This is a genomic window from Arthrobacter sp. 10T416 (genome assembly GCF_056394165.1).
The window spans coordinates 110,680-132,162 of sequence record NZ_JBFTHI010000003.1 but is presented as its reverse complement, the minus strand read 5'-3'; the positions used below and the strand labels follow the sequence as shown (position 1 = coordinate 132,162).

The window sequence follows — 21,483 nt, the reverse complement described above, 5'->3', positions numbered from 1 at the left end:
GCCCGATTGTGACCTTCCGGCCGGTTGCCTGTTGGGTCAGGCGGGGTTCCCGTCGTCGGTGTCCGGCTCGGAATCCGGGACGGATTCAACGACGGCGTGCTCGGCGCGGCGGACGCTCAGCCGGTCCAGCACCAGCGCGACGACGGCGCCCAGGATCGCGCCGCCCGCGATGCAGAATGTCAGGAAGAAGCCGAAGACGGAGTTGGCGTCGTAGCCCTCGTCGCTGCTGGGCACGCCGTATGCGATGACGGCGGCCACAACCACGCCCAGCAGTCCGCCTAGGATCAGGAACGGCACGTACTTCGGAGCGCGGCGGACGGTGACGGAGCGGCGTTCGGGCGCAACGGGGGTGTCTTCAGGAGCCATGCCGTTAAGCCTACTGCCCCGCGGAGCACGGACTTCCGCCGCCACCGTAGGCCCGGAAAACCCCTAGCGGGAATGCACGGCGCGGAGCACACTATGTGGTGGGGGAGGGTGCGGTCCGGACTTATGAGGACACACCATGTCAGTTGCAGCGGACAGCCTCCGTGACCGGCAGCGCATCATCTGGGACCAGTTCGCGGCCGGCTGGAAAAAATGGGATGCGGAACTGCTGGACTGGCACAGCCCGTTCGGCGAGGCCATGCTCGAGGACGCCGCGCTCAGGCCGGATTTCCGGGTGCTGGATGTCGCCGCCGGTTCCGGCGAGCCCGGGCTCAGCGCCGCGGCCCTGGTTCCCGGCGGGGACGTGGTCCTGGCCGACATTTCCGCCGGCATGCTGCACGTCGCAGAGGAGAAGGCAGCGGCCCGTGGCGTCACCAACGTCAGTTTCCGGGTGTGCGATGCCGCCGACCTGCCGTTCGAGGACGGGAGCTTCGACGCCGTCCTGTGCCGTTTCGGCCTGATGTTCTTCCCGGAGATGCGGACCGCCCTCGGAGAGATGGTGCGGACGGCCAGGCCGGGCGCCCGGATCAGCGCCGCCGTGTGGGGCCGGGCCGCCGCCAACCCGTGGGCGAGCCTCATTCTGGGCACCCTCGCCCAGCACACGGAACTGCCCCGCCCGGCGGCGGAGTTGCCGGGCCTGTTCCGGTGCGCCGCGCCGGGGTTTATGACCCGGATGTTCCAGGACGCAGGCCTGGGGCAGGTGACGGAGCGGACGGTCAGCACCGATCTGGTGCATGCCTCCCCGGAGAGTTACTGGGAGTTCATGATCGACATCGCCACCACGGTCGCGACAGGCCTGGCCAAGGCGGACAGGGAGGCCCGGGCGCTGATCCGGTCCGACGTGTTCCATATGCTGGGCCGGTACGAGCACCAGGGCGCAGTCAGGATGCGCTCGACGGCGACCATCGTCACCGGCACCCGCGGGTGACTCAGGCTCCCTGGCAGGAGCGTCGGGGTTTCTAGGGCGGAACGGCTAGGCCGGGACCGCCGGCCCGGAGGCGTCGGCGATGATGGCCCGCACGGAGTTGTTGCGGGCCTCATGGGTGAGTTCCGCGAGGCCCAGCGCCTCCAGCAGCGGCGGCAGGTACATCCCGAAGCGGCCGCGGTATCCCTTCCGCAGCCCGTACCACCCGCCGACGGGGTTTTCCGGATCGCGTCCCCACGCCTCGACGGTGCCGTCGGTGGCCGGTTTGTTCTCGTCCGAGGCGCCCAGAGGGACCCAGTCGTCCTTTTCCATCAGCCACAGCTGCAGGTCTTCGATGGCGCGCAGGTGGTACTTCAGCGTGGTGGAGCCCACCTGGCAGACGAGGGCCGGGGGATCGGCCTGTTCATCCTTGTACATCGTGTATTCGGACGTTCCCGAGGCCGTCTTGAGCTCCCAGGGATCCTGCTTGGTTCCAGATGCCACGTGCTGACCGCCTTCGGTAGGGTCCTTTGCCGGCTGATGGGACCGAGCCTACCCACTGCACCCTCTCGGGCGCGAGGGCCTAGACGCCCAGCTCTTCCTTCAGCGCAGCGACGTGCCCGTCGGCCTTGACCTGGTACTGCGCCAGCTTGACCTTGCCCTCCGGGTCCAGGACCACGGTGGAGCGGACGATGCCCTCGGTGATCTCGCCGCGGACCAGTTTCTCGCCCCACGCACCGTACGCGAGGGCCACGGCGTGGTCCTCGTCGGCGAGCAGTGGGAAGGTCAGTGCGAAGTCGCCGGTGAAGTGCGCCAGGGCCTCGGGGGCATCCGGGGAGATCCCCAGGACCTCATAGCCGGAGCCCTGCAGGGAGGACAAGCTGTCGCGGAAATCGCAGGCTTCGGTGGTGCAGCCCGGGGTGGCGGCCTGCGGGTAGAAGTAGACGATGACGTTCTTGCCGCGGTAGTCAGCCAGCGCCACCGGCTTGCCCTCGGCGTCCGGCAGCGTGAAATCGGGGGCCGGCGTTCCGGGCTGAAGCTTAACAGTGAGGTTCTGGCTCATGGGAGGTCCTTCGCGGGGCTGATGGAAACGTGTCTGTGGTGCACAACACCGGGCGCGGATGCCGTATTCCGTCCGCGGTCAGCGGGGTGTCGGCTGGCGCAGTGCCCAGTCGAAGGCCGTCGCGGCGGAGGCCTTGTACTCCAGGCCGATCCTGCCCCGGTAACCGAGTTCACGGCTGCGGGCGATCCACCGTTCCAGCGGCAGGGTCCCTGTTCCGGGGGCGCCGCGGCCGGGCGCGTCGGCGATCTGGACGTGGCCGAAGTCCGCGGCATGCCTGTCGATGACGGCGCCGACGTCGTCGCCGTTGACGGCGAGGTGGTAGAAGTCGGCGAGCAGTTTGATGTTGGCCGCGCCGGTTTCCTGCCGGACGCGGTCGATGACCCGGACGGCGTCGTGGGCGGTAAGCAGCGGGTAATCGGGGGCGCCGCTGACGGGTTCGAGCAGCACGGTTCCGCCGATCGGGGCAACGCCGGCGGCCGCGGCCGCGAGGTTCTGGACGGCGAGTTCGTCCTGGGCCTCCGGGGCGTGTCCGCGAAGGCGGTTTCCGTAGAGGGCGTTGAAGGACGTGCAGCCGAGCCGGCCGCCGATCCCGGCAACGACGTCGATGTTGTCCCGGAACTCGGCCGAGCGCCCGATCCAGGAGACCAGGCCGCGGTCGCCTCCCGGCATGTTCCCGGCGTTGAAGTTCAGGCCGGAGAGCTGGACGCCGGCGTCGGTGACCGCGCGTTCGAACCGGGTGATTTCGGCGTCGCCCGGGACGGAAGCCTCGAAGGGCCACCAGAATTCGACGGCGTCGAACCCGGCTGCTTTCGCCGCTGCGGGCCGTTCCAGCAGCGGCAGCTCGTCCAGCATGATGGAGCAGTTCACGGCATAGGTCATAGCGGGTTCCTTCCGGGCGAGCGGGGAAGCCCTACCGTTTTCGGGGATCTTTCCGGGCCGCAAGTCCCACCAGGGCGCCGATTCCCAGGCCGATCAGCAGCCCGGTAAACGGTTTGTCGACGGTGGCCACGCCGACGGCGAAGCCGATGGCAGCGCCAACCAGCATCCCGATCCACAGCGACTCGTACTTCACAGCCTCAGGCTAGCAACCCCGGGGCCGGGAGGGTGAGAATTTCGGCGGCGCCGTCCGTGATGGCGATGGTGTGCTCGCTGTGGGCGGTCCGGCAGCCGGTGGCGCTGCGGAGTGTCCAGCCGTCGGCGTCCGTAACGAGTTTGGCCGTGTCCGCCATGACCCACGGCTCGAGCGCCAGCAGCAGCCCCGGGCGCAGCTGGAATCCGCGTCCCGGCCGCCCGGTGTTGGGCACGTGCGGGTCCTGGTGCATGGTCGATCCGATGCCGTGGCCGCCGAACTCGGTGTTGATCGGGTACCCCGCCTCCGTGAGGACCGTGCCGATGGCGTGCGCGATGTCGCCGATGCGGGCCCCGGGCGTGGCCGCGGCGATCCCGGCTTGCAGGGCGCGTTCGGTCGCGTCGATCATGGCGACGCTGGCCGCGGGCCGTGAGCCGCCTACCAGGAAGCTGATGGCGGAATCCGCGGCGATGCCTTTTTTGGAGACGGCGAGGTCGAGGGTCAGCAGGTCCCCGTCGGCCAGCGCGTAGTCGTGGGGGAGCCCGTGCAGGACGGCGTCGTTGACGGCCGTGCAGATGTAGTGGCCGAACGGCCCGCGGCCGAAGGAGGGCGCGTAGTCGACGTAGCAGGAGTCGGCGCCGGCGCCGGCGATTATTTCCCGGGCCCAGCGGTCGATCTCGAGGAGGTTCGTGCCCACCAAGGTGCGGTTCTTCAGCGTCTGCAGGATGGTGGCGACCAGCGCCCCGGAGTCCCTGGCCCGGTCCAGTTCGGTTTGGTTCAGGATCTCGATCATGCGCGCCTCGCTTCATTTCTCCAATAACTATCCCGGCCATATTATCCCGGTACTACAATTGGGTCCATGGTCAGATTGCCACTCACATCCGAAGAGGTTGAGCGCGGAGAGCGCCTCGGGGTTCTGCTGCGCCGGGCCAGGGGCCAGCGTTCCATGCTCCGGACCGCGCTCGACGCCGGGGTTTCACCGGAAACCCTCCGCAAGATCGAGACCGGCCGGGTGGCGACCCCCGCGTTCCCGACCATCGCCGCGATTGCCGAGGTCCTGGGGCTTTCCCTGGACGCGGTGTGGGCCGAGGTCAACGGTCCCGGACGGGCTGCCGACGCGGCCTGCGGCCCCCGCGGCGGGCATGACCGGCTGGCTTCCTGATCCGGTGGACTTAGAGTCCGGGCACGGCGTGATCGCGCCCTCGATCGAGGACTTTGTCCGCCGTCTCGCCGCGGTGAAGACGGGCCCCGGCTGTACCAACTTCTTCGACCACACCTCTGCCGCGAACGCGCTGCGCCGGCGGAACCTGGCCCTCTACCTGCAGGAAATGCTGGACCGCGCGCCCACCGTGCTCCTGCTGGGAGAGGCCCCCGGGTTCAGGGGCATGAGGATTACCGGGGTTCCCTTTACCAGCCGCACCATCCTGGCCGGCCCGGTCAATCCGCTGGGCCTGTTCGGTCCGGGCAGGGGCTACGTGCTGCCGGCGGACGCTGCCGGGATCGCGGCGGAGCCCACTGCCACCGTGATGTGGGAGGTCCTGGCCGAGGTGGGCATCCTGCCGCTTCTCTGGAGCGCCTGCCCCTGGCACACCCACGTCCCCGGCCGGCCGCTGTCCAACCGCACCCCCACGGCGGCCGAGGCGGCGCTCGGCGCCCCGTTCTGGCAGGCGCTGCGGGAGCTGTTCGGGATCGAGACGGTGGTGGCGGTGGGAAACGTGGCGCACCGCAGCCTGCAGCGCAACGGCCTGAACGTGCCGAAGATCAGGCACCCGGCCCATGGCGGACGGTCCGGGTTCAAGCGGGGCCTGGAGGAACTGATGGCGGCAGGCGCGGCGAGATAGGCCGGTCCGGCGGGCCGGGGGCAGGCCCGCTAGCTCGGGGACGCGGCAACCGGGCACACGCAGGCAAGCCGGGGGATTCCCCGGCTTGCCGGTGCGCGATGGCAGCCGCCGGACCGGTGGCCCGACGTCGGACGGTTCCTCAGTGCCCGATTGTTGCCACCTCGCTCATTTCCCAGTGGGTCCAGTTGGACCAGTGGTCTCCGCTGCGGACGCGGAACGAGACGAGCTGGTACACCTTTTCGCTGCCACGGCGGTCATGGACGCGGTCGTAGCTGTGGATGGTGACCGAGTCGTCGCGGCGGTTGAAGGACTCCCAGAAGACGGACCGGCCCAGGAAGTCGTCGTGCCGGCGGCCATGCTCTTCCTCAAAGCGCAGCTGCCTGATCTGAACGCTCCTGTGGTCCTTGCAGTCAACCTCGATGCGGAAATCGACCCAGTGGTGGCGCTCGGTAGGCGTCAGCGGATCCACGGTGCAGCCACGGAAGTCGGTCGAGGCGTCGGCCGGTGCTGCTAGGGCTACCGGTCCTCCGATGAGACCCAGGGTGAGGGCCGAAGCCAGGGCAAACCTGGCCGATCGGGGCCGGGATTTTCTTGCTGTTGGGGTAGTGGTGGACATTTCCTTTGGTGCTCCTACTGGAGGATGCGGTGCTTCAGTGTCGGACGGCGTGCGCCGGTCACGATCACGCCGAAGGGACGCCGCAGCCGCGGCGGCACCACCGTCCAGAATCGATTAGCTCACCCGTGCTAAATGCGGGTGCAGGTCCGGGTGCTCCAGGCACTCCCGGTACGTTAATCGTGCGCCTGACCGCGCCCGCGCGCCAGCCCCCGCGGCGCATTCGGAATAGCGCCGCGGGATGGCCGGACCGGGTCCGGAGCGCCGGTTCGCTACTTCGCCAGGAACCCGAGCAGGGCCTCGTTGACCTCCGCGGCGTGGGTCCAGAGCATCCCGTGAGGGGCGCCGTCGATCTCCACGTAGTCGGCGTCCGGCAGGGCCTTGGCGAAGCGCCGGCCGGTGACGTCGATCGGGAGGATATTGTCGGCGGTGCCGTGCACAATCAGTGCCGGGACGTCGATCTTCGGGATGTCCCCGCGGAAGTCGGTCAGCCAGGTGGGCTGCGCGGCCACGGACGCCGTCGGGCCGCCGGCGGTGGCGAGGTTCCAGCCGGCGCGCATGACTTCCTCGCTGAGCCGGGGCGTGCCCAGGAAGGTGTCGCTGTTGTAGAAGTTCTTGAAGAAGTCGGTAAAGAAGGCGTAGCGGTCTGCCGTGACCGCTTCGAGCAGCCCATCGAACACGGACTGCGGAACGCCGTCCGGGTTGTCCTCGGTCTGCAGGAGGTAGGGCTCCAGTGAGCCCAGGAACGCGGCCTTCGCCACCCGCTGCGAGCCGTAGGTGCCCAGGTAGCGGCCCACTTCGCCGGTGCCCATCGAGAATCCGACCAGCACGGCGTCGTTGAGGTCCAGGTCCGTCATCAGGGTGTTCAGGTCGGCGGCAAAGGTGTCGTAGTCGTAGCCGTCGGTGGGTTTGCTGGAGCGGCCGAACCCGCGCCGGTCGTACGTGATCACGCGGTAGCCGGCGGCCAGGAGTGCGGTGGTCTGCTTCTCCCAGGATGACCCGTCCAGCGGATAGCCGTGGATCAGCACCACGGGCTGGCCGGCGCCGTGGTCCTCGTAGTAAAGCTCGACGTCGGTGCTGTTTTCGGTTCCAACCTTGATGTGTGCCATGAAGCGGTCCTCTCGGTACGGTCTGACGTCAGTACATGCGTCCCGGCGGTGGGACCCACTGTAAGGAACCAACGCCGCCGGCGGACAGGGTGTTCCACGAATTTGCCACCAATACCCCCAGGGGTATAGTTGAGCAACGAACCCCCGATAAAAGGAGCCCACAATGTGCCAGGCAGTTGCATGCAAGAAGTGCGGAAAAACCACCTGGGCCGGCTGCGGCCAGCACGTCGACCACGTCATGCGCGGTGTGAAGGCGGCGGACCGCTGCAAGGGCCACGAGGACGAGCCGAAGACCGGCTTCTTCGCCAAGTTGTTCAGCCGCTAGGCGGCGACGGCGCCGGCGCCGGCGCCGGCGCCGGTGGTGCGTTCCGGTTGCGGGCGCCGGCGCCGGCTCCGTAATACGACGACGGCGGACCGCCGCGTCCGCCGTCGTGCGTGTGGAGACGATTAGGCTGGCAGCTATGCCGAAGAAGATCACTGTCAGCCTGCCGGACGCCTCCCTGCGTGAGTACCTCCAGCCCCACCCGGACGTCACCATCCTCGAATGGGACATGTCCGGGGAGCCGCCGCTGGAAAGTATCGACATTGTTGTTCCGCCCTACATGGCCGGGACACGGCCGCTCGGCGCGCTAAAGGACGTTGAGACCGCGCTGGTGCAGAGCCAGTCCATCGGCTACGACGGCGTGACCGACGTTTTGCCGGCGGGCCGCGTCTTCGCCAACGCCGCGACCGTCCACGAAACGTCCACGGCCGAACTGACCCTGGCCCTCATCCTGGCGAGCCAGCGCGAGTTTCCGCGGATGCTGCAGAACCAGCGGGACGGCCGCTGGGAGAGCCGCCCGACGGCCAGCCTCGCCGACCAGCGGGTGCTGATTGTCGGGTACGGCGGCGTCGGCAAGGCAATCGAGGACCGGCTCCTGCCGTTCGAGACCACTGTCACCCGGGTGGCGAGCCGCGCCCGGACCGATTCCCGCGGCCCCGTCCACGGCATCGACGAGCTCCACGGCCTGCTGCCGGAGCACGACATCGTTGTGGTTGTGGTGCCGCTGAGTGATTCCACCCGCCACCTCATTGACGACGCGTTCCTTGCCGCCATGCCCGACGGCGCCCTGCTGGTCAATGTCGCCCGCGGCCCGGTGGCGGACACCGAGGCCCTGGTCAAGCACACCTCGGCGGGCCGGATCCGCGCTGCACTGGATGTCACGGACCCCGAGCCGCTGCCCCAGGACCACCCGCTGTGGGGCACCCCCGGCGTCATCATCAGCCCGCACATCGGCGGGGCATCCGCGGCCATGCGCCCACGGATGGGCCGGCTGCTGCAGCGCCAGATCGACCTTATGCTGGCGGGCGAGCCGCCCGTGAACGTGGTCCTGAACGGGTAAACCCGTGGTCGGTCAGGGCGCAGGTCACCACTCGTGCGCTGTGTCCACCACGCAGAAGCGGTTGCCTTCCGGATCCGCCAGGATCACGTAATCCGCGTCCGCGGGCCGTTTGCTCCATTCGACACGGGTGGCCCCCAGTGCCAGGAGCCTCTGCACCTCGGCGTCCTGCTGGTCCGTGTAGAGGTCCAGATGGATGCGCGGGGGAACCTGGACGGGGGCGGAGACCCGGTCCAGGGAGACGCACGTTCCGGTTCCGCCGGACGGTTGCAGGATGACGAAATCGTCCGCGGGCTCATGCCGCGGCTCAAAGCCCAGGGCGGCCTGCCAGAAGGCCAGCTGGCGTTCGAGGTTGTCCACCCTGATCACGATCGAGCCAATGCTCAGCATGATGCCAAGCTACACCGGGCGGCCTATCAAACTGCCACTCCAGCCCTGTCGGCGCGCTCATGACCGGCCGCTTCCCGAAGGCGGTACCGGAGTTTGCCGTGCCCAGGCACTAGAGCTTTGGGGCCGGCCCTCGGTAGCGTGGGCCGAATGACCATCAAACTGGAGAACGTCGGCATTGCCGTGCGCGACCTTGAGGCGGCCATCGCCTTCTTCACGGACCTTGGCCTCACCGTCGTCGGACGCGACACCGTCAGCGGCGAGTGGACCGACACCGCCGTCGGCCTCGACGGTAACCACGCCAACATCGCCATGCTCCAGACGCCCGACGGCCACGGCCAGCTGGAGCTCTTTGAGTACCTCCACCCCGCAGCGATCGAAACGGAACCCGCCCTTCCCAATGAGATCGGCATGCACCGCGTCGCGTTTTCGGTCGACGACATCGACGAGGCCCTGGCCATTGCCGCCAAGCACGGCTGCCACCCGCTGCGCGGCGTCGCGAACTATCAGGACATCTACAAGCTCACCTACCTCCGCGGCCCCAGCGGTATCCTCGTGATGCTCGCGCAGGAACTGAAGAAGCCATGAACACCACACCGGTCGAGGCCATTGTCTTTGACGTCAACGAGACCCTGTCAGACATGGCGACCATGGCGGAACGCTTCGAAGAGGTCGGCGCGCCGGCGGCCCTGGCCAAAACCTGGTTCGCCGCGCTGCTGCGCGACGGCTTCGCGCTGGCCGTCAGCGGAGATTCCGGGTCGTTCGCGGCCATCGGGGCCAACGTGCTCCGGGACCTGCTGACCGGCGTCGGCCTCGACCGCCCGCTCGACGCGGCGGTGGAGCACATTATGAACGGCATGAGCGGCCTCGGCGTGCACCCGGATGTCCCGGAAGGGATCACGGCACTGGCCGCGGCAGGATTCCGGCTGATCACCCTCAGCAACGGTGCGTCCCGGATCGCGGAAAAGCTGTTCGCCGACGCCGGGATCCGGGAGTCATTCGAGTCGCTGCTTTCGGTCGAGGACGCGCCCGCATGGAAGCCGGCCCGGGCCTCTTACGCCTACGCTGCCGAGACGGCCGGGGTGCCTCCAGCGGCCATGGTGCTGGTGGCCGTGCATCCGTGGGACATCCACGGTGCCGCCCGCGCCGGAATGCGGACCGCGTGGCTGAACAGGAGCGGCAGCAGCTACCCCGGCCACTTCGAGGAACCCGACATCGTCATCACAGCACTGACCGAGCTTCCCGCGGCATTAAAGGAGTGGACGCCATGACCAAGTACCTGATCTCATTCCCGAGCGCCGCGATGGTGTTCCCCGAGGACGAACTGCCGGCCGTCGCGGAGGCGGCCCACGCCGTCGTCCAGGAAGCGAAGGACGCCGGCGTCTGGGTCTTCGGAGGCGGCATCGATGAAAGCATCCCGCCCGTAATGGTCGACGCCGATGGGAGCGTCCGCGAGGGGACTTACCCGCAGACGGCCCAGATCGAAGGCGGCTATACGGTGATGGAGCTGCCGTCCTACGAGGCCGCCCTGGAGTGGGCCGCGAAGATCGCCACCGCCTGCCGTTGCGCGCAGGAGGTCCGCGCCTTCCAGTACGACCCCGCCAGTTAGGCCGCGGGCGCAGGCGTCCGGAGTCGTCGGGGCCAACCCCCTAGACGACGCAGAACTCGTTGCCTTCGGGGTCGGTGAGCACCATGTGGTCGAGTTCTCCTCCCACGTGGTGTTCCTGCACCACGCTGGCTCCGATGGCGGTCAGCTGCCGCACCTTGCCGCGGATGAGCGGGTCCCGTACCGCTGCCGGGACCGCCCGTCCACCACTGACCTTGATGTCCAGGTGCAGGCGGTTTTTGGTGAGCTTGGCCTCCGGGACTTTGAGCATCGAGATCTGCGGGCCGGCCCCGGACGGATCCACGATGCTCGCCATGTCATCCCATTCGTGCTCGGGGACCTCATGGGCGATGTATTAGGCCCTCCAGGTCGCGAAGCCGGGAGGGGGCGGGGCCTCCACGTAGCTGAGCGCTGCCATCCAGAAAGCAGCGACGACGGACGGCCGGGTGCAGTCGATGGTCAGGGCCCATGAGGTTGTCATAGGCGTCCCTATCCAAGGCTTTCGAAGACGAGCGTTGCCTGAATGCGGTCACCGCCGCCGAGCCCCTTGCTGCCGCTACTTGCGGTGGTAATGGTGTGGAGCCGGTAGCCCTTCGCAGCCTGATCGTTGATGGCCCGTTCCAAGGACGTGAGATTGCCCGACCCGGTTCCCCACAGTTTCTCTTTCAGGATCACCTGCAAGACGACGTATTGCATGCCACGACTTCCTTCCGTTTCTGGCCAATTGGGAGTCATGCTACTTGATGCGGCAGCCGCTCCTCCGGAGCTTTCAATGGTGTCGGTGATGGCCGTTTAGGCGGGTCATGCCCACTGCTACTGTCGCTTTCGGTCAGGGCGTCGCGACCGTGACGCTGGTTTCGGCGATCACGCGAAAGCGCGACGAGGCGCCACTGCCGCCGCCCCCGCACCCACAAGCCAACCACCGCCCACGCCACCCCGAATCCGCCCTCAGAGGAACCCCGTTCGCTCCCAGCATCCGGACGTAAACTGACCTCCGGATCACCAAGCGGGAAATGCGTGTGAAGTGGAGACCGGATGCTCTGGAAACTGCTGGTTCAATACCTGAGGCCGCAACGCGGGCTGCTGCTCGCCGTCGTCGTCTTCCAGCTGGCGGCCTCCATCGCCTCGCTGTACCTGCCCACCCTGAACGCGGACATCATCGACCAGGGCGTGGCGCGCGGGGACACCGATTACATCCTGCGCACCGGCGGCATGATGCTGATGGTCACGCTGCTGCAGATCGCGTGCACCATCGCCGCCGTCTACTTCGGCGCGAAGGCCGCCATGGGGATGGGCAGGGACGTGCGCGGGGCGATCTTCGGCCGGGTGGCGGAGTTCTCCGAGCAGGAGGTCACCCGGTTCGGCGCCCCAAGCCTGATCACCCGTTCCACCAACGACGTCCAGCAGGTCCAGCAGCTGGTCCTGATGTCCGCGACGCTGATGGTCACCGCGCCCATGCTGAGCATCGGCGGGGTCATCATGGCGGTCCGGCAGGACGTGCAGCTGTCCTGGCTGATCGCGGTCAGCGTGCCGGTGCTGCTGGTGGCCGTGGGCCTGATCGTGACCCGGATGGTGCCGCTGTTCCGGCTAATGCAGACCCGGATCGACACCGTCAACCGGGTGCTCCGCGAACAGCTCACCGGCATCCGCGTGGTCCGCGCCTTCGTCCGCGAGGACGTCGAGAGCGCCAGGTTCGCCCGGGCCAACGAGGACGTCACGGACACCGCCCTGCGCGCCGGCCGGCTGATGGCGCTCGCGTTCCCCACCGTGATGCTGGTCCTGAACGTCTCCTCCGTGGCCGTGATCTGGTTCGGGGCGTTCCGGATCGAGGACGGCTCCATGCAGGTGGGCACCATGATCGCGTTCCTGAGCTACCTGATGCAGATCCTGATGTCCGTCATGATGGCCACGTTTATGGCGATTATGATCCCGCGCGCCGCCGTCTCCGCGGACCGGATCGGCGCGGTGCTGGGCACCGAGTCCAGCGTCCGGCCGCCCGCGCAGCCGGTCAGCCTGTCCGGCGCCGCCCGCGGCGAACTGGAAATGCGCGACGTCGGATTCGCCTACCCGGGCGCCGAGGCCCCCGTCCTCCAGGACGTCAGCTTCACCGCCCGCGCGGGGCAGACGACGGCGATCATCGGCTCCACCGGGTCCGGCAAAACCACCCTGGTGAACCTGATGCCGCGGCTTTTCGACGCGACCGCCGGCTCGGTCCGGATCGACGGCGTGGACGTGCGCGAACTGCACCCGGACCTGCTCTGGGGGCATATCGGGCTGGTCCCGCAGAAGCCCTACCTGTTCTCCGGCACGGTCCGCAGCAACCTGCTCTACGGCAAGCCGGACGCCACCGAGGGCGAGCTTTGGCGGGCGCTGGCGATCGCGCAGGCCGAGGACTTTGTCCGCGCCATGGAGGGCGGGCTGGACGCGCCGATTTCGCAGGGCGGCACCAACGTCTCCGGCGGGCAGCGGCAGCGGATCGCGATCGCCCGGGCGCTGGTCAAACGCCCCGAACTGTACATCTTTGACGACTCGTTCTCCTCGCTGGACACCGCCACCGATGCCCGGCTCCGGCAGGCGCTCCGGCAGCACACCGCCGGCGCGACCCTGGTGATCATCGCCCAGCGGGTCTCCAGCATTGTGGACGCGGACCAGATCCTGGTGCTCGACGACGGCAGGATCGTGGCGCACGGCACGCACGGGCAGCTGCTGGAGAGCTCGGAGACGTACAACGAGATCGTGAACTCCCAGCTCGCGGCGGAGGAGGCGGTATGAGCAAGGTCGAATCCCAGACGCCGACGGCGGGCGGAACGGGCGGCCCCGGCGGTTCGGGCAACGGGGGAGCCGGGGCCGGCGGCGCGCCCGCGGGCGGTCCGGGGGCCGGGGCGGGCAAAGACGCGCCGCTGCGGATCCCCCGCCCGGCTGGAGGCCCGGGCCGCGGCGGCCCGTTCGCGGGCATGAACATCCCGGCGGAGAAAGCCATGAACTTCGGGACGTCCGCCCGGCGGCTGCTGGGCGAACTGCGCCCCGAGCGGCTGTGGCTGACGCTGGTACTGGCGCTCGCCGTCGTAAGCGTGACGTTCGCGGTGATCGGGCCCCGGCTGCTGGGCGAAGGCACCAACCTGATCTTCGCCGGCGTCGTGTCCAAGCAGCTGCCCGCCGGGGTGACCAAAGCGCAGCTGATCGCGCAACTGCGCGCCGCAGGGGAGAACCAGAAGGCCGACATGCTCAGCGCCATGGCGCTGACGCCGGGCGCGGGGATCGACTTCGCGGCGCTGTCCTCCGTGCTGCTGTGGGCGCTGGCGCTGTACGTGCTGGCCTCCGCGTTCAGCTGGGTGCAGGCGTACATCCTCAACGGCGTGGTGCAGCGCACCGTGTACCGGCTGCGCGAGCGGATCGAGGCGAAGATCAACCGCCTTCCGCTGCGCTACTTCGACACCGTCCAGCGCGGGGAGCTGCTCAGCCGGGTCACCAACGACGTCGACAACATTTCCCAGAGCCTGCAGCAGTCCATCAGCCAGGCGGTCACCTCGGTGCTGACCGTCGCCGGGGTGCTGGTGATGATGGTGATCCTCTCGCCGACGCTGGCCGTCATCGCGCTGGTCACCATCCCGCTGACCCTGGTGACGACGGCGGTGATCGCCAAGCGCTCGCAGAAGCTGTTCGTGGCGCAGTGGAAAAACACCGGCGAGCTGAACGGCCAGATCGAGGAGACGTACACCGGCCACGCGCTGGTGAAGGTGTTCGGCCGGCAGCGCGAGGTGGAGGAGACGTTCCGGCAGAAGAACGCGGAGCTGTACCAGGCCAGCTTCGGCGCGCAGTTCATTTCCGGACTGATCATGCCGGCCATGACCTTCATCGGGAACCTGGTCTATGTGGGGATCGCCGTGGTGGGCGGCCTGCAGGTGGCGTCCGGGGCGATGCAGCTGGGCGATGTGCAGGCGTTCATCCAATATTCGCGGCAGTTCACCCAGCCGCTGGCCCAGCTGGGCTCGATGGCGAACCTGCTGCAATCCGGGGTGGCCTCGGCGGAGCGGGTGTTCGAGCTGCTGGACACCGAGGAACAGCTGACCGACCCGGACGTTCCGCTGAAGCCTGAGGCGACCCGTGGCCGGCTGGTGTTCGAGGACGTGTCCTTCACCTACTCGCCGGACAAGCCGCTGATTACTGATTTGTCGCTCGTGGCGGAGCCCGGGCAGACGGTGGCGATTGTGGGGCCGACGGGGGCGGGCAAGACCACGCTTGTGAACCTGATGATGCGCTTTTACGAGCTCGACGCCGGGAAGATCACCCTCGACGGCGTGGACGTGGCGCTGATGTCCCGGCATGAGCTGCGCTCGCGGATGGGCATGGTGCTGCAGGACACCTGGCTGTTCGGCGGGACCATCCGGGACAACATCGCCTACGGCCGGCCCGGGGCGTCCGAGGAGCAGATCCTCGAGGCGGCGAAGGCGACGTACGTGGACCGGTTCGTGAAGTCCCTGCCGCAGGGTTACGACACGGTGCTCGACGACGAGGGCGGCAACGTCTCGGCGGGGGAGAAGCAGCTGCTGACCATCGCCCGGGCGTTCCTGGCCCGGCCGTCGGTGCTGATCCTGGACGAGGCGACGTCCTCTGTGGACACCCGCACCGAGGTGCTGGTGCAAAAGGCCATGAGCGCGCTGCGCTCGGACCGGACGTCGTTTGTGATCGCGCACCGGCTCTCCACCATCCGAGACGCCGACCTCATCCTGGTGATGGAAGCCGGCCAGATCGTGGAGCAGGGGACGCACGCGTCGCTGCTGGAGGCCGGCGGGGCGTACGCGGCACTCTACGAGGCCCAGTTCGCGGCTCCTGTGGCGGAGGTTTAGCGAGGCCCATCCTGACGGCCACCTTGGGGTGTGGCAGATGGCAGGTGATGGCCAGCGGGATCTCAACGCGCAGAATGCACCACCTGCGCGACGGGGACTGCAAGGGAGTCTCCCGTGAAGGGTGTACCAGTGGGGACTCCCTGAGGATCCATAGTTCATTTAGCGTTGAACGTATGAACGCTTGGGACTAAGCACGCAGCTTGCACATGTCCCGGCGGACCGGCGGTGCCAACGACACCGAGCACGTGAACCACGTCAACCGCTTGGGAAGGATCAACCACATGACAGACAACAGCTTCAGCCAGATCTTCCCGCTCGGGGAGAAAAATGATGCGTACGCGGAGTATTTCATCGGTCAGAGCTACCTCGCTCCGCTCGCCTCAGGCAGCGTCCCCGTCAGCAACGTTTCCTTCGAGCCGGGCTGTCGCAATAACTGGCACATCCATCACGGTACGGGCGGCGGCGGTGACCAGATCCTGCTGTGCACCGCAGGCAGCGGCTGGTATCAGGCCGAAGGTCAGGACCCGGTAAGCCTGGAGCCGGGGGTGGTTGTCCGCGTACCGTCCGGCACGAAGCATTGGCACGGCGCGAAGGCCGACTCGTGGTTCTCCCACATCGCACTCATCACCCCGGGAGGGGACGTCAGCAACGAATGGCTCGAGCCCGTCACCGACGAGGTGTACGGCAAACTGCCGCAGAACGGAGAGAACTCATGACAATCCTGAACGAGACCTACACCCTGTCCAACGGTGTGACCACACCGCAACTGGGGCTTGGCACCTGGTTCATCGACGACGACAAAGCCCCAGAGGCTGTCCGGGCGGCCATCGGGATCGGCTACCGGAACATCGACACCGCCCAGGCCTACGGCAACGAACGAGGCGTCGGCGAGGGCGTGCGCACGTCCGGCGTGGCCCGAGACCAGCTGTTCGTCTCGACGAAGCTGGCGGCCGAAATCAAGGACTACGACGCCGCGGCCGCGGCGATCGATGGCTCCCTTGAAACGCTGGGGCTGGACTACATCGATCTGATGCTCATCCACAGCCCGCAGCCCTGGAACGACTTCCGCGGCGGCGACTACGCCGAGGGAAACCGGGCCGCCTGGCGCGCACTCGAGGACGCCTACAAGGCGGGCAAAATCCGCTCGATCGGTGTGTCCAACTTCCAGCAGCAGGACCTGGAGAACCTCCTCAAGGACTGCACAGTGGCTCCCCAGGTGAACCAGCTGCTCGTCCACGCCGGCAACACCCCGTCCGAACTTCTGGCCTACTGCCAAAGCAAAGACATCCTGGTGCAGGCATATTCACCGATCGGGCATGGCGAGATCCTGAAAAACGTCCAGGTTCGGGAAATGGCCGGAAGGTACGGCGTTTCCGTTCCGCAGCTGTGCATCCGGTACACCCTGCAGCTGGGGACGGTGTCGCTCCCGAAGACCAGCAACCCGGAACACATGCGATCCAATGCCGAGCAGGACTTCATGATCTCGGCGGCGGACATGGAGGCGCTTCGCGAACTGAAGGCCCAAGACTACGGTGATTCCAGCAAATTTCCGGTCTACAGCGGGAAGTAACGGCCGGGCCGGAGTAGCCTTCTCTGCACCTCACTGGTGAATCGGGTGATGCGTTTCTATGAGCTCGACGCCGGGAAGATCACGCTCGACGGCGTGGATGTGGCGCGGGGCCGTCACCGCCTGGCGCGAGTCCTTGGACGGCCCAGCGCATTAGCGCTAGACGGCGGATTTGCTATAGCGGCCGTGGTGGCGCAGCCAAACATAAAGTCCGACCGACGCGCTGACCGACAGCAAGGGGACAGCCCACAAAGCGGAATCAGTACCTCGCAGCAGGACGGCACCGGCAACGACGGTCGCCGCCCCGATGCCGACGCCCGGTGACGCGGTCGAAAGGCTGCTAATGACATCCTTCCTGAACTGTCCGTGCAGGGAGGCCAAAATGACAATGGCAGTCAGGAGTGCCAGTCCCGCTCCGAGGAGAATGAACCCCTCGGCACGGCCGATGATAGTGACTCCTGCAGCGAAAAAAATGCTGAGAAGTACCCAGTAGGCGTCTCCTGTAAAACCATTTCGATTTCTTTGGTTCATTGATTCGATCCTAGCAACCGCGGTTGAAGTCGAGGGCAGTCCCGCGATTCGTTGGGTGCTGAGATTGCAGAGATGGGAGGCGCGCCCGCGATGGGCGGACACTGCATCGCGTGTGTCAACGGTGACGCCGGCCGGCGCCGGCGGCGGTCTAGGGAACGAGGTCTCGTCCAACTATTCCGGCGGTCTATCGAAGGTCGGGCGGCAGTGGTACTTTCTGCTTGGATCAGGGGTTCGTCACGCGATTCCTTCCGAATCCGGCCCCTGAGCCCGCTTTCGAAAGCAGAGGCTACGATGGCAACTTTATTGATATTCCATGAGGTCGAGAATGTTGACCACTGGCTCAGCTCACCGCGACGCCGGGAAGTCTTCGGACCATTAGGCATGACCGTGCGAACCTTTGTCGACCCGGAGAAATCCAACCGCGTCGGCCTGATCGTCGACGTTCCGGACCTTGATACGTTCCAGCGAATGATGGAGTCCGAGGCTGCCGCCGACGCCATGAAATTCGACGGTGTACGCCCGGAGACGATCGTGATGCTGGTCGAACCGGAGCTCAGCACCTGACCTGGGAGAGCCGTCAGTACTCGCCCTTGATCACGAAGTACGATCCCCGGATGGTCCCGGCCAGCTTCGACTTCTGCCGGGCGAACTTGAACTTCTCTGCGAGCTCTTCGGGGACGTCCATGCCGTCGGAGAGCTTGAACCCGACGGCGCGCTTGCCGCCGTCGGCGATGCTGTACATCACGTTGATGGACAGCCCGGACTCGTAAAAGACGTAGTCCATGCGCAGGCCGTCGACCTCGAAGGTGGTCGCTTCGAGCGGGCGGGAACCGATGGTTATGTCCCGCTCCTCCTTGAGGATGCGGGTCACCCGGTCCACCGCCTCCGGGGCCTCGGCTGCGGGGCTGACGGTGAAGGCGTGGCCGTACTTGTTGCTGTAGTAGCGTGCCTCGTTGGCGCGCAGCCCGGCGAGGGCATCGGCAACGGGGGACGATTCCAGGCCCGTGGTGGAAACGTCCTTGAAGTCAACTACGTACGGCATGCGCCCTCCTGAATTGGTGTGGTGGATCAACGATAACGCGGCCCCCGTGCCCTGCCGTTAGTCGGCGAGGATGAGGTAGAGGGCGCGGCGGGTCTCGTCGATTTTCTCCATCGCCGCGGCGCGCTGTTCCTCAGTGGCGGAGAAGCGGAACTGGTGGATCACACCCATCAGCTTCGCCACGCTCTGGTGGAACGCCGGGCCGGACCCCTGGCCCTCGGTGTTCCAGGCGTTCTCCAGCTCCTCGGCGTGGGCGGCGACGTACTCGCGCCCGGCGTCGGTCAGGGTGAACTCGGTGCGCCGGCCGTCACCCTCGGGGGCAATCAGGTCCTCGTCCACGAGCTGCTGCAGCGTCGGGTACACCGAGCCCGGGCTGGGACGCCAAGCCCCGGAGGTCTTCTCCGCGATGGTCTTGATCAGGCCGTAGCCGTTGGAAGGGGACTCGGCCAGGAGCGAGAGGATCGCCGAACGGACATCCCCCCTGCTGGCGCGGCGGGAACCGCCGGGTCCGAATCCGGGGCCGAATCCGGGGCCGAACCCTCCGCCGAAGCCGCGGCCCGGCCCGAACCCGCCGTGGCCGTGGGGTCCCCGACGGCTCCTTCCGCGCCCGTACCGGCCCTCGGCGGGTCCGCCGGCTGAAAATTTGTCGTCGTGAATGCCTTTCATAGCGGCATCGTCCTTTCGGTTCGCTGAATCTGGTGGTACCACCGATCAATCGGCGATGTTTAACGATATATCGGCGAGTGTCGGAGGACAAGAGGCGATTCAGAGAAACCCGGGAAGCTCACATGATGCTGATGGAACCAGCGCTGCCGGTTGGAGCGCGACGACGACGGGCGGGGTGCTCCGCGAACGGAGCACCCCGCCCGGTGGGGGTTATGCGGCGCCGCTAGCCGGCTGCGGCCGCCACGGCGTCGAACTGCCCGTCACGGGCCTGTTCCTGCAGCGCCGCGAGCAGGCCGGCGGCGAGGCTGGTCCGCTCGAGCATGCCGTCGATGCTGATCCATTCATGCCTCGCGTGCGCGCCGTCGCCCACGGCGCCCAGCCCGTCGAGGACGGGAAGCCCCAAGGCGGCGGCGAAGTTGCCGTCACTGGCGCCGCCCACCGAGGTCTCCGCCAGCTCGAAACCCAGCCTGGCCGCCACCTGCTCGGCCTCGGCGAACAGCCGACCGGTTTCGGCCGAGCGGGGCATCACGGGACGGTTCCAGCCGCCGGAGACCGCGACGGCGGCCTCCGGGCTGCGGGCCGTGAGGCTATCCAGGACGGCGTTGATCCGCCCGGCCTCGTCCTCGGAGGTAACGCGGACGTCGAGGTCGGCGGTGGCAGAGCCGGCCTTGACGTTGGTCCGCGTGCCGCCGCCCACCAGCCCGACATTGACGGTGGTGCCCTTGGCCAGATCCGTTTCGGCGTGCAGCTGCACGATCACGTGCGCGATCTCGTCGATGGCGCTGGCGCCCACCAGGGGATCCAGCCCCGCGTGGGCCTCCTTGCCGGTGGCGGTGACCCGGAAGATGCCCACACCCTTCCGGGCCGTCTTCAACGCACCGTTGGCGCTGGCCTCGAACACCAGGACCGCGCCGCCCCGGGCGGCTTCTTCCTCGATGACGGAGCGCGACGCCGGGCTGCCCACCTCCTCGTCGCCGTTGAGGACCAGCCGGACGTTGGGGCGGGGCAGGCCGAGCTCGGCGCCGGCGCGCAGGGCCCACACCAGCTGCACCAGGCCGGCCTTCATGTCGAAGGCGCCGGGGCCGGTAAACCGGTCCCCGTCCACGGACGCGGGCCAGTCCCGGAGTGTCCCGGCGGACCAGACGGTGTCGTAGTGGCAGAGGGCCGTGACCCAGCCGTCGCCGCCGTCGTCGGAGGGGTAGTCCAGCACCACGGTGTCGCCGAAGCTCCCGCCGTCGATGTGGCGGCGGGCGGCGGGGGCGCCGATGCGGCCGGTAATCCATTCCTCCACCCAGGCCAGGCCCGTTGTCAGCAGCGCCTTGTCATCCGACGGGGTTTCCCGGGAAACGTAGGCAGTCAGGTCCTCGAGGAGGGCGGTACGGTGTCCGGCCACCCAGGCCGGCAGTTGCTCAATCGCGGTCATCGGGTGGCCTTCCGGTCCAGGGCGGTAAGGTGTTCTTCGTCCATGGCGATGGCACCCGTTTCAAGCTGCGTGATGAGCGATACCAGCTCCTCGATCAGGAGCACGTCCAGCTGGTGTTTGGCGGCCAGTTCAAGGACCGGCCGGTACTGGGTGGGCACCTCGGTGGGACGTTTCCGCACCGCGATATCGCGCCAGATGCCGGAGCGGGTCTTGGTCTGGGTGGAGAGCCATTTGACGAGGTCGTCCGTGGCCCCGGCGTTCCGGCCGGCGTCGGCGCCGCGGGTGTAGCAGGCGGGGTCGAACGCATCGAACCCTTCCAGCGTGATGCCCTCGGCCGCGGCCACATCAAAGACCTCCGCGGCGAGTTCGTTCATCGCGGGCCGGTGCCGGTCGATCAGCTCGCTCATGTCGGCGTCGGCCAGGGCCGTGGCGGTGAGCATGGCCCCGAACCCGAGTTTGGACCAGAGGTAACCGGCCACGTTGTCCGTGACCGCCGGGGTTCCCCAGTGGCGCAGATCGTGGGCCAGCTGCCGCACCCGGTCGCTGGTGCCGCCGGCGTAATCGCCGAGCGCCATGGCGCCGATGCCGCCGTCGTTGATGACACCCGGTTCCAGGACGTCGGCGAAGAGATCAACAAAGGCGATCACGGTCCGGTCCGCCCCGACATGCCGGGCGATGGTGGCCTCGTTGAGGCCGTTCTGCAGCGAGGCGATGTAGCCGACGCTGCTGAGCCTGGGCGCGATCCACGCCGCTGCGCTGTCCGTGGCCTGGGCTTTGACGGCCAGCAGGACGCGGTCCAGGGTGGCCGGGGCGTCGTCCAGGCCGTAGCAGGGGACATCCGCGACCAGGACGCCCGAGGGGCTCTTGATCTGCAGTCCGTTCGCACGGATGGCCGCGACGTGGAGGGGATCGGCGTCGACCAGCTGGACCGGGACGCCCTGCGCGTGGAGGTGGGCGGCCAGGGTGCCGCCGATCGCTCCGGCGCCGACTACTGTGTATGGGTTTTCCGTCATAGA

The 21,483-nt window shown here is 67.7% G+C and carries 30 protein-coding genes; 13 read left to right on the top strand and 17 right to left on the bottom strand.

Annotated features, from left to right (window positions below; all coding sequences use genetic code 11):
* Window positions 1-36 precede the first annotated feature (36 nt).
* Entirely contained in the window at window positions 37-366 is a 330-nt protein-coding gene (locus AC1DBE_RS05815) for a hypothetical protein (protein WP_476969915.1), read from the bottom strand.
* Window positions 367-502: 136 nt separating this feature from the next.
* Here AC1DBE_RS05815 and AC1DBE_RS05810 point away from each other — a divergent pair, with 136 nt between their 5' ends.
* Entirely contained in the window at window positions 503-1,351 is an 849-nt protein-coding gene (locus AC1DBE_RS05810) for a class I SAM-dependent methyltransferase (RefSeq protein ID WP_476878574.1), read from the top strand.
* Window positions 1,352-1,396: 45 nt separating this feature from the next.
* Here AC1DBE_RS05810 and AC1DBE_RS05805 read toward each other — a convergent pair whose 3' ends face one another.
* The 5 genes from AC1DBE_RS05805 to map all read right to left on the bottom strand — a co-directional run bounded on the left by AC1DBE_RS05805 (window position 1,397) and on the right by map (window position 4,252).
* Window positions 1,397-1,831: a DUF6855 family protein gene (locus AC1DBE_RS05805; protein ID WP_476878573.1), complete on the bottom strand. Its 435-nt coding sequence runs from the start codon at window positions 1,829-1,831 to the stop codon at window positions 1,397-1,399.
* Window positions 1,832-1,910: 79 nt separating this feature from the next.
* Window positions 1,911-2,390 (bottom strand): thioredoxin-dependent thiol peroxidase, encoded by a 480-nt coding sequence (gene bcp / locus AC1DBE_RS05800; protein ID WP_476878572.1) that lies wholly within the window; start codon window positions 2,388-2,390, stop codon window positions 1,911-1,913.
* A 78-nt stretch (window positions 2,391-2,468) separates the two neighbouring features.
* Window positions 2,469-3,269, bottom strand: coding sequence for a hydroxypyruvate isomerase family protein (locus AC1DBE_RS05795; RefSeq protein ID WP_476969914.1), 801 nt, complete (start codon window positions 3,267-3,269; stop codon window positions 2,469-2,471).
* 31 nt (window positions 3,270-3,300) lie between these two features.
* Window positions 3,301-3,462: a hypothetical protein gene (locus AC1DBE_RS05790; protein WP_476878570.1), complete on the bottom strand. Its 162-nt coding sequence runs from the start codon at window positions 3,460-3,462 to the stop codon at window positions 3,301-3,303.
* 4 nt (window positions 3,463-3,466) lie between these two features.
* Window positions 3,467-4,252, bottom strand: coding sequence for a type I methionyl aminopeptidase (gene map / locus AC1DBE_RS05785; RefSeq protein ID WP_476969913.1), 786 nt, complete (start codon window positions 4,250-4,252; stop codon window positions 3,467-3,469).
* Window positions 4,253-4,318: 66 nt separating this feature from the next.
* Between map and AC1DBE_RS05780 the strand changes: the two genes are divergently transcribed.
* Both AC1DBE_RS05780 and AC1DBE_RS05775 read left to right on the top strand, forming a co-directional pair.
* Window positions 4,319-4,621: a helix-turn-helix transcriptional regulator gene (locus tag AC1DBE_RS05780; protein WP_476969912.1), complete on the top strand. Its 303-nt coding sequence runs from the start codon at window positions 4,319-4,321 to the stop codon at window positions 4,619-4,621.
* 4 nt (window positions 4,622-4,625) lie between these two features.
* Window positions 4,626-5,300, top strand: a complete 675-nt coding sequence (locus AC1DBE_RS05775; protein ID WP_476969911.1) for a uracil-DNA glycosylase — start codon at window positions 4,626-4,628, stop codon at window positions 5,298-5,300.
* 139 nt (window positions 5,301-5,439) lie between these two features.
* Here AC1DBE_RS05775 and AC1DBE_RS05770 read toward each other — a convergent pair whose 3' ends face one another.
* The gene (locus AC1DBE_RS05770; protein ID WP_476969910.1) at window positions 5,440-5,916 is read right to left on the bottom strand and encodes a hypothetical protein; all 477 of its coding nucleotides are present in this window, start codon (window positions 5,914-5,916) and stop codon (window positions 5,440-5,442) included.
* A 269-nt stretch (window positions 5,917-6,185) separates the two neighbouring features.
* A complete protein-coding gene (locus AC1DBE_RS05765; protein WP_476878565.1) occupies window positions 6,186-7,022 on the bottom strand; it encodes an alpha/beta fold hydrolase in 837 nt (278 codons plus the stop codon).
* Window positions 7,023-7,185: 163 nt separating this feature from the next.
* Here AC1DBE_RS05765 and AC1DBE_RS05760 point away from each other — a divergent pair, with 163 nt between their 5' ends.
* Window positions 7,186-7,347, top strand: a complete 162-nt coding sequence (locus AC1DBE_RS05760; RefSeq protein ID WP_476969909.1) for a hypothetical protein — start codon at window positions 7,186-7,188, stop codon at window positions 7,345-7,347.
* A gap of 136 nt (window positions 7,348-7,483) precedes the next feature.
* Window positions 7,484-8,404 (top strand): 2-hydroxyacid dehydrogenase, encoded by a 921-nt coding sequence (locus AC1DBE_RS05755; protein ID WP_476969908.1) that lies wholly within the window; start codon window positions 7,484-7,486, stop codon window positions 8,402-8,404.
* Window positions 8,405-8,428: 24 nt separating this feature from the next.
* On the opposite strand, the gene AC1DBE_RS05750 is transcribed toward AC1DBE_RS05755, so the two are convergent.
* Entirely contained in the window at window positions 8,429-8,791 is a 363-nt protein-coding gene (locus tag AC1DBE_RS05750) for a VOC family protein (RefSeq protein WP_476969907.1), read from the bottom strand.
* Between the two features lie 147 nt (window positions 8,792-8,938).
* On the opposite strand from AC1DBE_RS05750, the gene AC1DBE_RS05745 reads away from it, so the two are divergent.
* The 3 genes from AC1DBE_RS05745 to AC1DBE_RS05735 are packed head-to-tail and all read left to right on the top strand — an operon-like array spanning window position 8,939 to window position 10,397.
* Window positions 8,939-9,376: a VOC family protein gene (locus tag AC1DBE_RS05745; RefSeq protein WP_476969906.1), complete on the top strand. Its 438-nt coding sequence runs from the start codon at window positions 8,939-8,941 to the stop codon at window positions 9,374-9,376.
* A complete protein-coding gene (locus AC1DBE_RS05740) occupies window positions 9,373-10,059 on the top strand; it encodes a haloacid dehalogenase type II (protein WP_476969905.1) in 687 nt (228 codons plus the stop codon). The genes AC1DBE_RS05745 and AC1DBE_RS05740 overlap by 4 nt, the downstream gene beginning before the upstream one ends.
* Window positions 10,056-10,397 (top strand): YciI family protein, encoded by a 342-nt coding sequence (locus AC1DBE_RS05735; RefSeq protein WP_476969904.1) that lies wholly within the window; start codon window positions 10,056-10,058, stop codon window positions 10,395-10,397. The genes AC1DBE_RS05740 and AC1DBE_RS05735 overlap by 4 nt, the downstream gene beginning before the upstream one ends.
* Before the next feature lie 40 nt (window positions 10,398-10,437).
* Here the strand turns inward: AC1DBE_RS05735 and AC1DBE_RS05730 are convergent, their stop codons facing one another.
* The 3 genes from AC1DBE_RS05730 to AC1DBE_RS05720 are packed head-to-tail and all read right to left on the bottom strand — an operon-like array spanning window position 10,438 to window position 11,090.
* Window positions 10,438-10,710, bottom strand: a complete 273-nt coding sequence (locus AC1DBE_RS05730; protein ID WP_476969903.1) for a VOC family protein — start codon at window positions 10,708-10,710, stop codon at window positions 10,438-10,440.
* A 39-nt stretch (window positions 10,711-10,749) separates the two neighbouring features.
* On the bottom strand, window positions 10,750-10,875 hold the full coding sequence (locus AC1DBE_RS05725; RefSeq protein ID WP_476969902.1) for a hypothetical protein: 126 nt from the start codon (window positions 10,873-10,875) through the stop codon (window positions 10,750-10,752).
* An 8-nt stretch (window positions 10,876-10,883) separates the two neighbouring features.
* On the bottom strand, window positions 10,884-11,090 hold the full coding sequence (locus AC1DBE_RS05720) for a DUF4177 domain-containing protein (protein ID WP_476969901.1): 207 nt from the start codon (window positions 11,088-11,090) through the stop codon (window positions 10,884-10,886).
* A 339-nt stretch (window positions 11,091-11,429) separates the two neighbouring features.
* Between AC1DBE_RS05720 and AC1DBE_RS05715 the strand changes: the two genes are divergently transcribed.
* The 4 genes from AC1DBE_RS05715 to AC1DBE_RS05700 all read left to right on the top strand — a co-directional run bounded on the left by AC1DBE_RS05715 (window position 11,430) and on the right by AC1DBE_RS05700 (window position 16,811).
* Window positions 11,430-13,166, top strand: coding sequence for an ABC transporter ATP-binding protein (locus tag AC1DBE_RS05715; RefSeq protein WP_476969900.1), 1,737 nt, complete (start codon window positions 11,430-11,432; stop codon window positions 13,164-13,166).
* Entirely contained in the window at window positions 13,163-15,241 is a 2,079-nt protein-coding gene (locus tag AC1DBE_RS05710) for an ABC transporter ATP-binding protein (RefSeq protein ID WP_476969899.1), read from the top strand. The genes AC1DBE_RS05715 and AC1DBE_RS05710 overlap by 4 nt, the downstream gene beginning before the upstream one ends.
* A 281-nt stretch (window positions 15,242-15,522) precedes the next feature.
* The gene (locus tag AC1DBE_RS05705; protein WP_476969898.1) at window positions 15,523-15,957 is read left to right on the top strand and encodes a cupin domain-containing protein; all 435 of its coding nucleotides are present in this window, start codon (window positions 15,523-15,525) and stop codon (window positions 15,955-15,957) included.
* Window positions 15,954-16,811 (top strand): aldo/keto reductase, encoded by an 858-nt coding sequence (locus AC1DBE_RS05700; protein WP_476969897.1) that lies wholly within the window; start codon window positions 15,954-15,956, stop codon window positions 16,809-16,811. Before AC1DBE_RS05705 ends, AC1DBE_RS05700 begins: the two co-directional genes overlap by 4 nt.
* A 156-nt stretch (window positions 16,812-16,967) precedes the next feature.
* Here AC1DBE_RS05700 and AC1DBE_RS05695 read toward each other — a convergent pair whose 3' ends face one another.
* The gene (locus AC1DBE_RS05695; protein ID WP_476969896.1) at window positions 16,968-17,339 is read right to left on the bottom strand and encodes a hypothetical protein; all 372 of its coding nucleotides are present in this window, start codon (window positions 17,337-17,339) and stop codon (window positions 16,968-16,970) included.
* A 387-nt stretch (window positions 17,340-17,726) separates the two neighbouring features.
* Between AC1DBE_RS05695 and AC1DBE_RS05690 the strand changes: the two genes are divergently transcribed.
* Window positions 17,727-17,903 (top strand): hypothetical protein, encoded by a 177-nt coding sequence (locus AC1DBE_RS05690; RefSeq protein WP_476969895.1) that lies wholly within the window; start codon window positions 17,727-17,729, stop codon window positions 17,901-17,903.
* 13 nt (window positions 17,904-17,916) lie between these two features.
* Here AC1DBE_RS05690 and AC1DBE_RS05685 read toward each other — a convergent pair whose 3' ends face one another.
* From AC1DBE_RS05685 to AC1DBE_RS05670, 4 genes are all read right to left on the bottom strand, one after another.
* On the bottom strand, window positions 17,917-18,381 hold the full coding sequence (locus AC1DBE_RS05685; RefSeq protein ID WP_476969894.1) for a phage tail protein: 465 nt from the start codon (window positions 18,379-18,381) through the stop codon (window positions 17,917-17,919).
* A 57-nt stretch (window positions 18,382-18,438) separates the two neighbouring features.
* A complete protein-coding gene (locus tag AC1DBE_RS05680) occupies window positions 18,439-19,044 on the bottom strand; it encodes a PadR family transcriptional regulator (RefSeq protein ID WP_476969893.1) in 606 nt (201 codons plus the stop codon).
* Window positions 19,045-19,267: 223 nt separating this feature from the next.
* Complete coding sequence (locus tag AC1DBE_RS05675; RefSeq protein WP_476969892.1) at window positions 19,268-20,467, bottom strand: M20 family metallopeptidase; 1,200 nt, start codon at window positions 20,465-20,467, stop codon at window positions 19,268-19,270.
* The gene (locus AC1DBE_RS05670) at window positions 20,464-21,480 is read right to left on the bottom strand and encodes a ketopantoate reductase family protein (RefSeq protein ID WP_476969891.1); all 1,017 of its coding nucleotides are present in this window, start codon (window positions 21,478-21,480) and stop codon (window positions 20,464-20,466) included. Before AC1DBE_RS05670 ends, AC1DBE_RS05675 begins: the two co-directional genes overlap by 4 nt.
* Window positions 21,481-21,483 lie beyond the last annotated feature (3 nt).

Excerpts from the sequence above, each read along its gene's own strand:
- AC1DBE_RS05815 (WP_476969915.1), bottom strand. The coding sequence starts at position 366 with ATGGCTCCTGAAGACACCCCCGTTGCGCCCGAACGCCGCTCCGTCACC.
- AC1DBE_RS05810 (WP_476878574.1), top strand. The coding sequence starts at position 503 with ATGTCAGTTGCAGCGGACAGCCTCCGTGACCGGCAGCGCATCATCTGG.
- bcp (WP_476878572.1), bottom strand. The coding sequence starts at position 2,390 with ATGAGCCAGAACCTCACTGTTAAGCTTCAGCCCGGAACGCCGGCCCCC.
- AC1DBE_RS05795 (WP_476969914.1), bottom strand. The coding sequence starts at position 3,269 with ATGACCTATGCCGTGAACTGCTCCATCATGCTGGACGAGCTGCCGCTG.
- map (WP_476969913.1), bottom strand. The coding sequence starts at position 4,252 with ATGATCGAGATCCTGAACCAAACCGAACTGGACCGGGCCAGGGACTCC.
- AC1DBE_RS05780 (WP_476969912.1), top strand. The coding sequence starts at position 4,319 with ATGGTCAGATTGCCACTCACATCCGAAGAGGTTGAGCGCGGAGAGCGC.
- AC1DBE_RS05770 (WP_476969910.1), bottom strand. The coding sequence starts at position 5,916 with ATGTCCACCACTACCCCAACAGCAAGAAAATCCCGGCCCCGATCGGCC.
- AC1DBE_RS05765 (WP_476878565.1), bottom strand. The coding sequence starts at position 7,022 with ATGGCACACATCAAGGTTGGAACCGAAAACAGCACCGACGTCGAGCTT.
- AC1DBE_RS05760 (WP_476969909.1), top strand. The coding sequence starts at position 7,186 with ATGTGCCAGGCAGTTGCATGCAAGAAGTGCGGAAAAACCACCTGGGCC.
- AC1DBE_RS05755 (WP_476969908.1), top strand. The coding sequence starts at position 7,484 with ATGCCGAAGAAGATCACTGTCAGCCTGCCGGACGCCTCCCTGCGTGAG.
- AC1DBE_RS05750 (WP_476969907.1), bottom strand. The coding sequence starts at position 8,791 with ATGCTGAGCATTGGCTCGATCGTGATCAGGGTGGACAACCTCGAACGC.
- AC1DBE_RS05745 (WP_476969906.1), top strand. The coding sequence starts at position 8,939 with ATGACCATCAAACTGGAGAACGTCGGCATTGCCGTGCGCGACCTTGAG.
- AC1DBE_RS05740 (WP_476969905.1), top strand. The coding sequence starts at position 9,373 with ATGAACACCACACCGGTCGAGGCCATTGTCTTTGACGTCAACGAGACC.
- AC1DBE_RS05735 (WP_476969904.1), top strand. The coding sequence starts at position 10,056 with ATGACCAAGTACCTGATCTCATTCCCGAGCGCCGCGATGGTGTTCCCC.
- AC1DBE_RS05730 (WP_476969903.1), bottom strand. The coding sequence starts at position 10,710 with ATGGCGAGCATCGTGGATCCGTCCGGGGCCGGCCCGCAGATCTCGATG.
- AC1DBE_RS05725 (WP_476969902.1), bottom strand. The coding sequence starts at position 10,875 with ATGACAACCTCATGGGCCCTGACCATCGACTGCACCCGGCCGTCCGTC.
- AC1DBE_RS05720 (WP_476969901.1), bottom strand. The coding sequence starts at position 11,090 with ATGCAATACGTCGTCTTGCAGGTGATCCTGAAAGAGAAACTGTGGGGA.
- AC1DBE_RS05715 (WP_476969900.1), top strand. The coding sequence starts at position 11,430 with ATGCTCTGGAAACTGCTGGTTCAATACCTGAGGCCGCAACGCGGGCTG.
- AC1DBE_RS05710 (WP_476969899.1), top strand. The coding sequence starts at position 13,163 with ATGAGCAAGGTCGAATCCCAGACGCCGACGGCGGGCGGAACGGGCGGC.
- AC1DBE_RS05705 (WP_476969898.1), top strand. The coding sequence starts at position 15,523 with ATGACAGACAACAGCTTCAGCCAGATCTTCCCGCTCGGGGAGAAAAAT.
- AC1DBE_RS05700 (WP_476969897.1), top strand. The coding sequence starts at position 15,954 with ATGACAATCCTGAACGAGACCTACACCCTGTCCAACGGTGTGACCACA.
- AC1DBE_RS05695 (WP_476969896.1), bottom strand. The coding sequence starts at position 17,339 with ATGAACCAAAGAAATCGAAATGGTTTTACAGGAGACGCCTACTGGGTA.
- AC1DBE_RS05685 (WP_476969894.1), bottom strand. The coding sequence starts at position 18,381 with ATGCCGTACGTAGTTGACTTCAAGGACGTTTCCACCACGGGCCTGGAA.
- AC1DBE_RS05680 (WP_476969893.1), bottom strand. The coding sequence starts at position 19,044 with ATGAAAGGCATTCACGACGACAAATTTTCAGCCGGCGGACCCGCCGAG.
- AC1DBE_RS05675 (WP_476969892.1), bottom strand. The coding sequence starts at position 20,467 with ATGACCGCGATTGAGCAACTGCCGGCCTGGGTGGCCGGACACCGTACC.
- AC1DBE_RS05670 (WP_476969891.1), bottom strand. The coding sequence starts at position 21,480 with ATGACGGAAAACCCATACACAGTAGTCGGCGCCGGAGCGATCGGCGGC.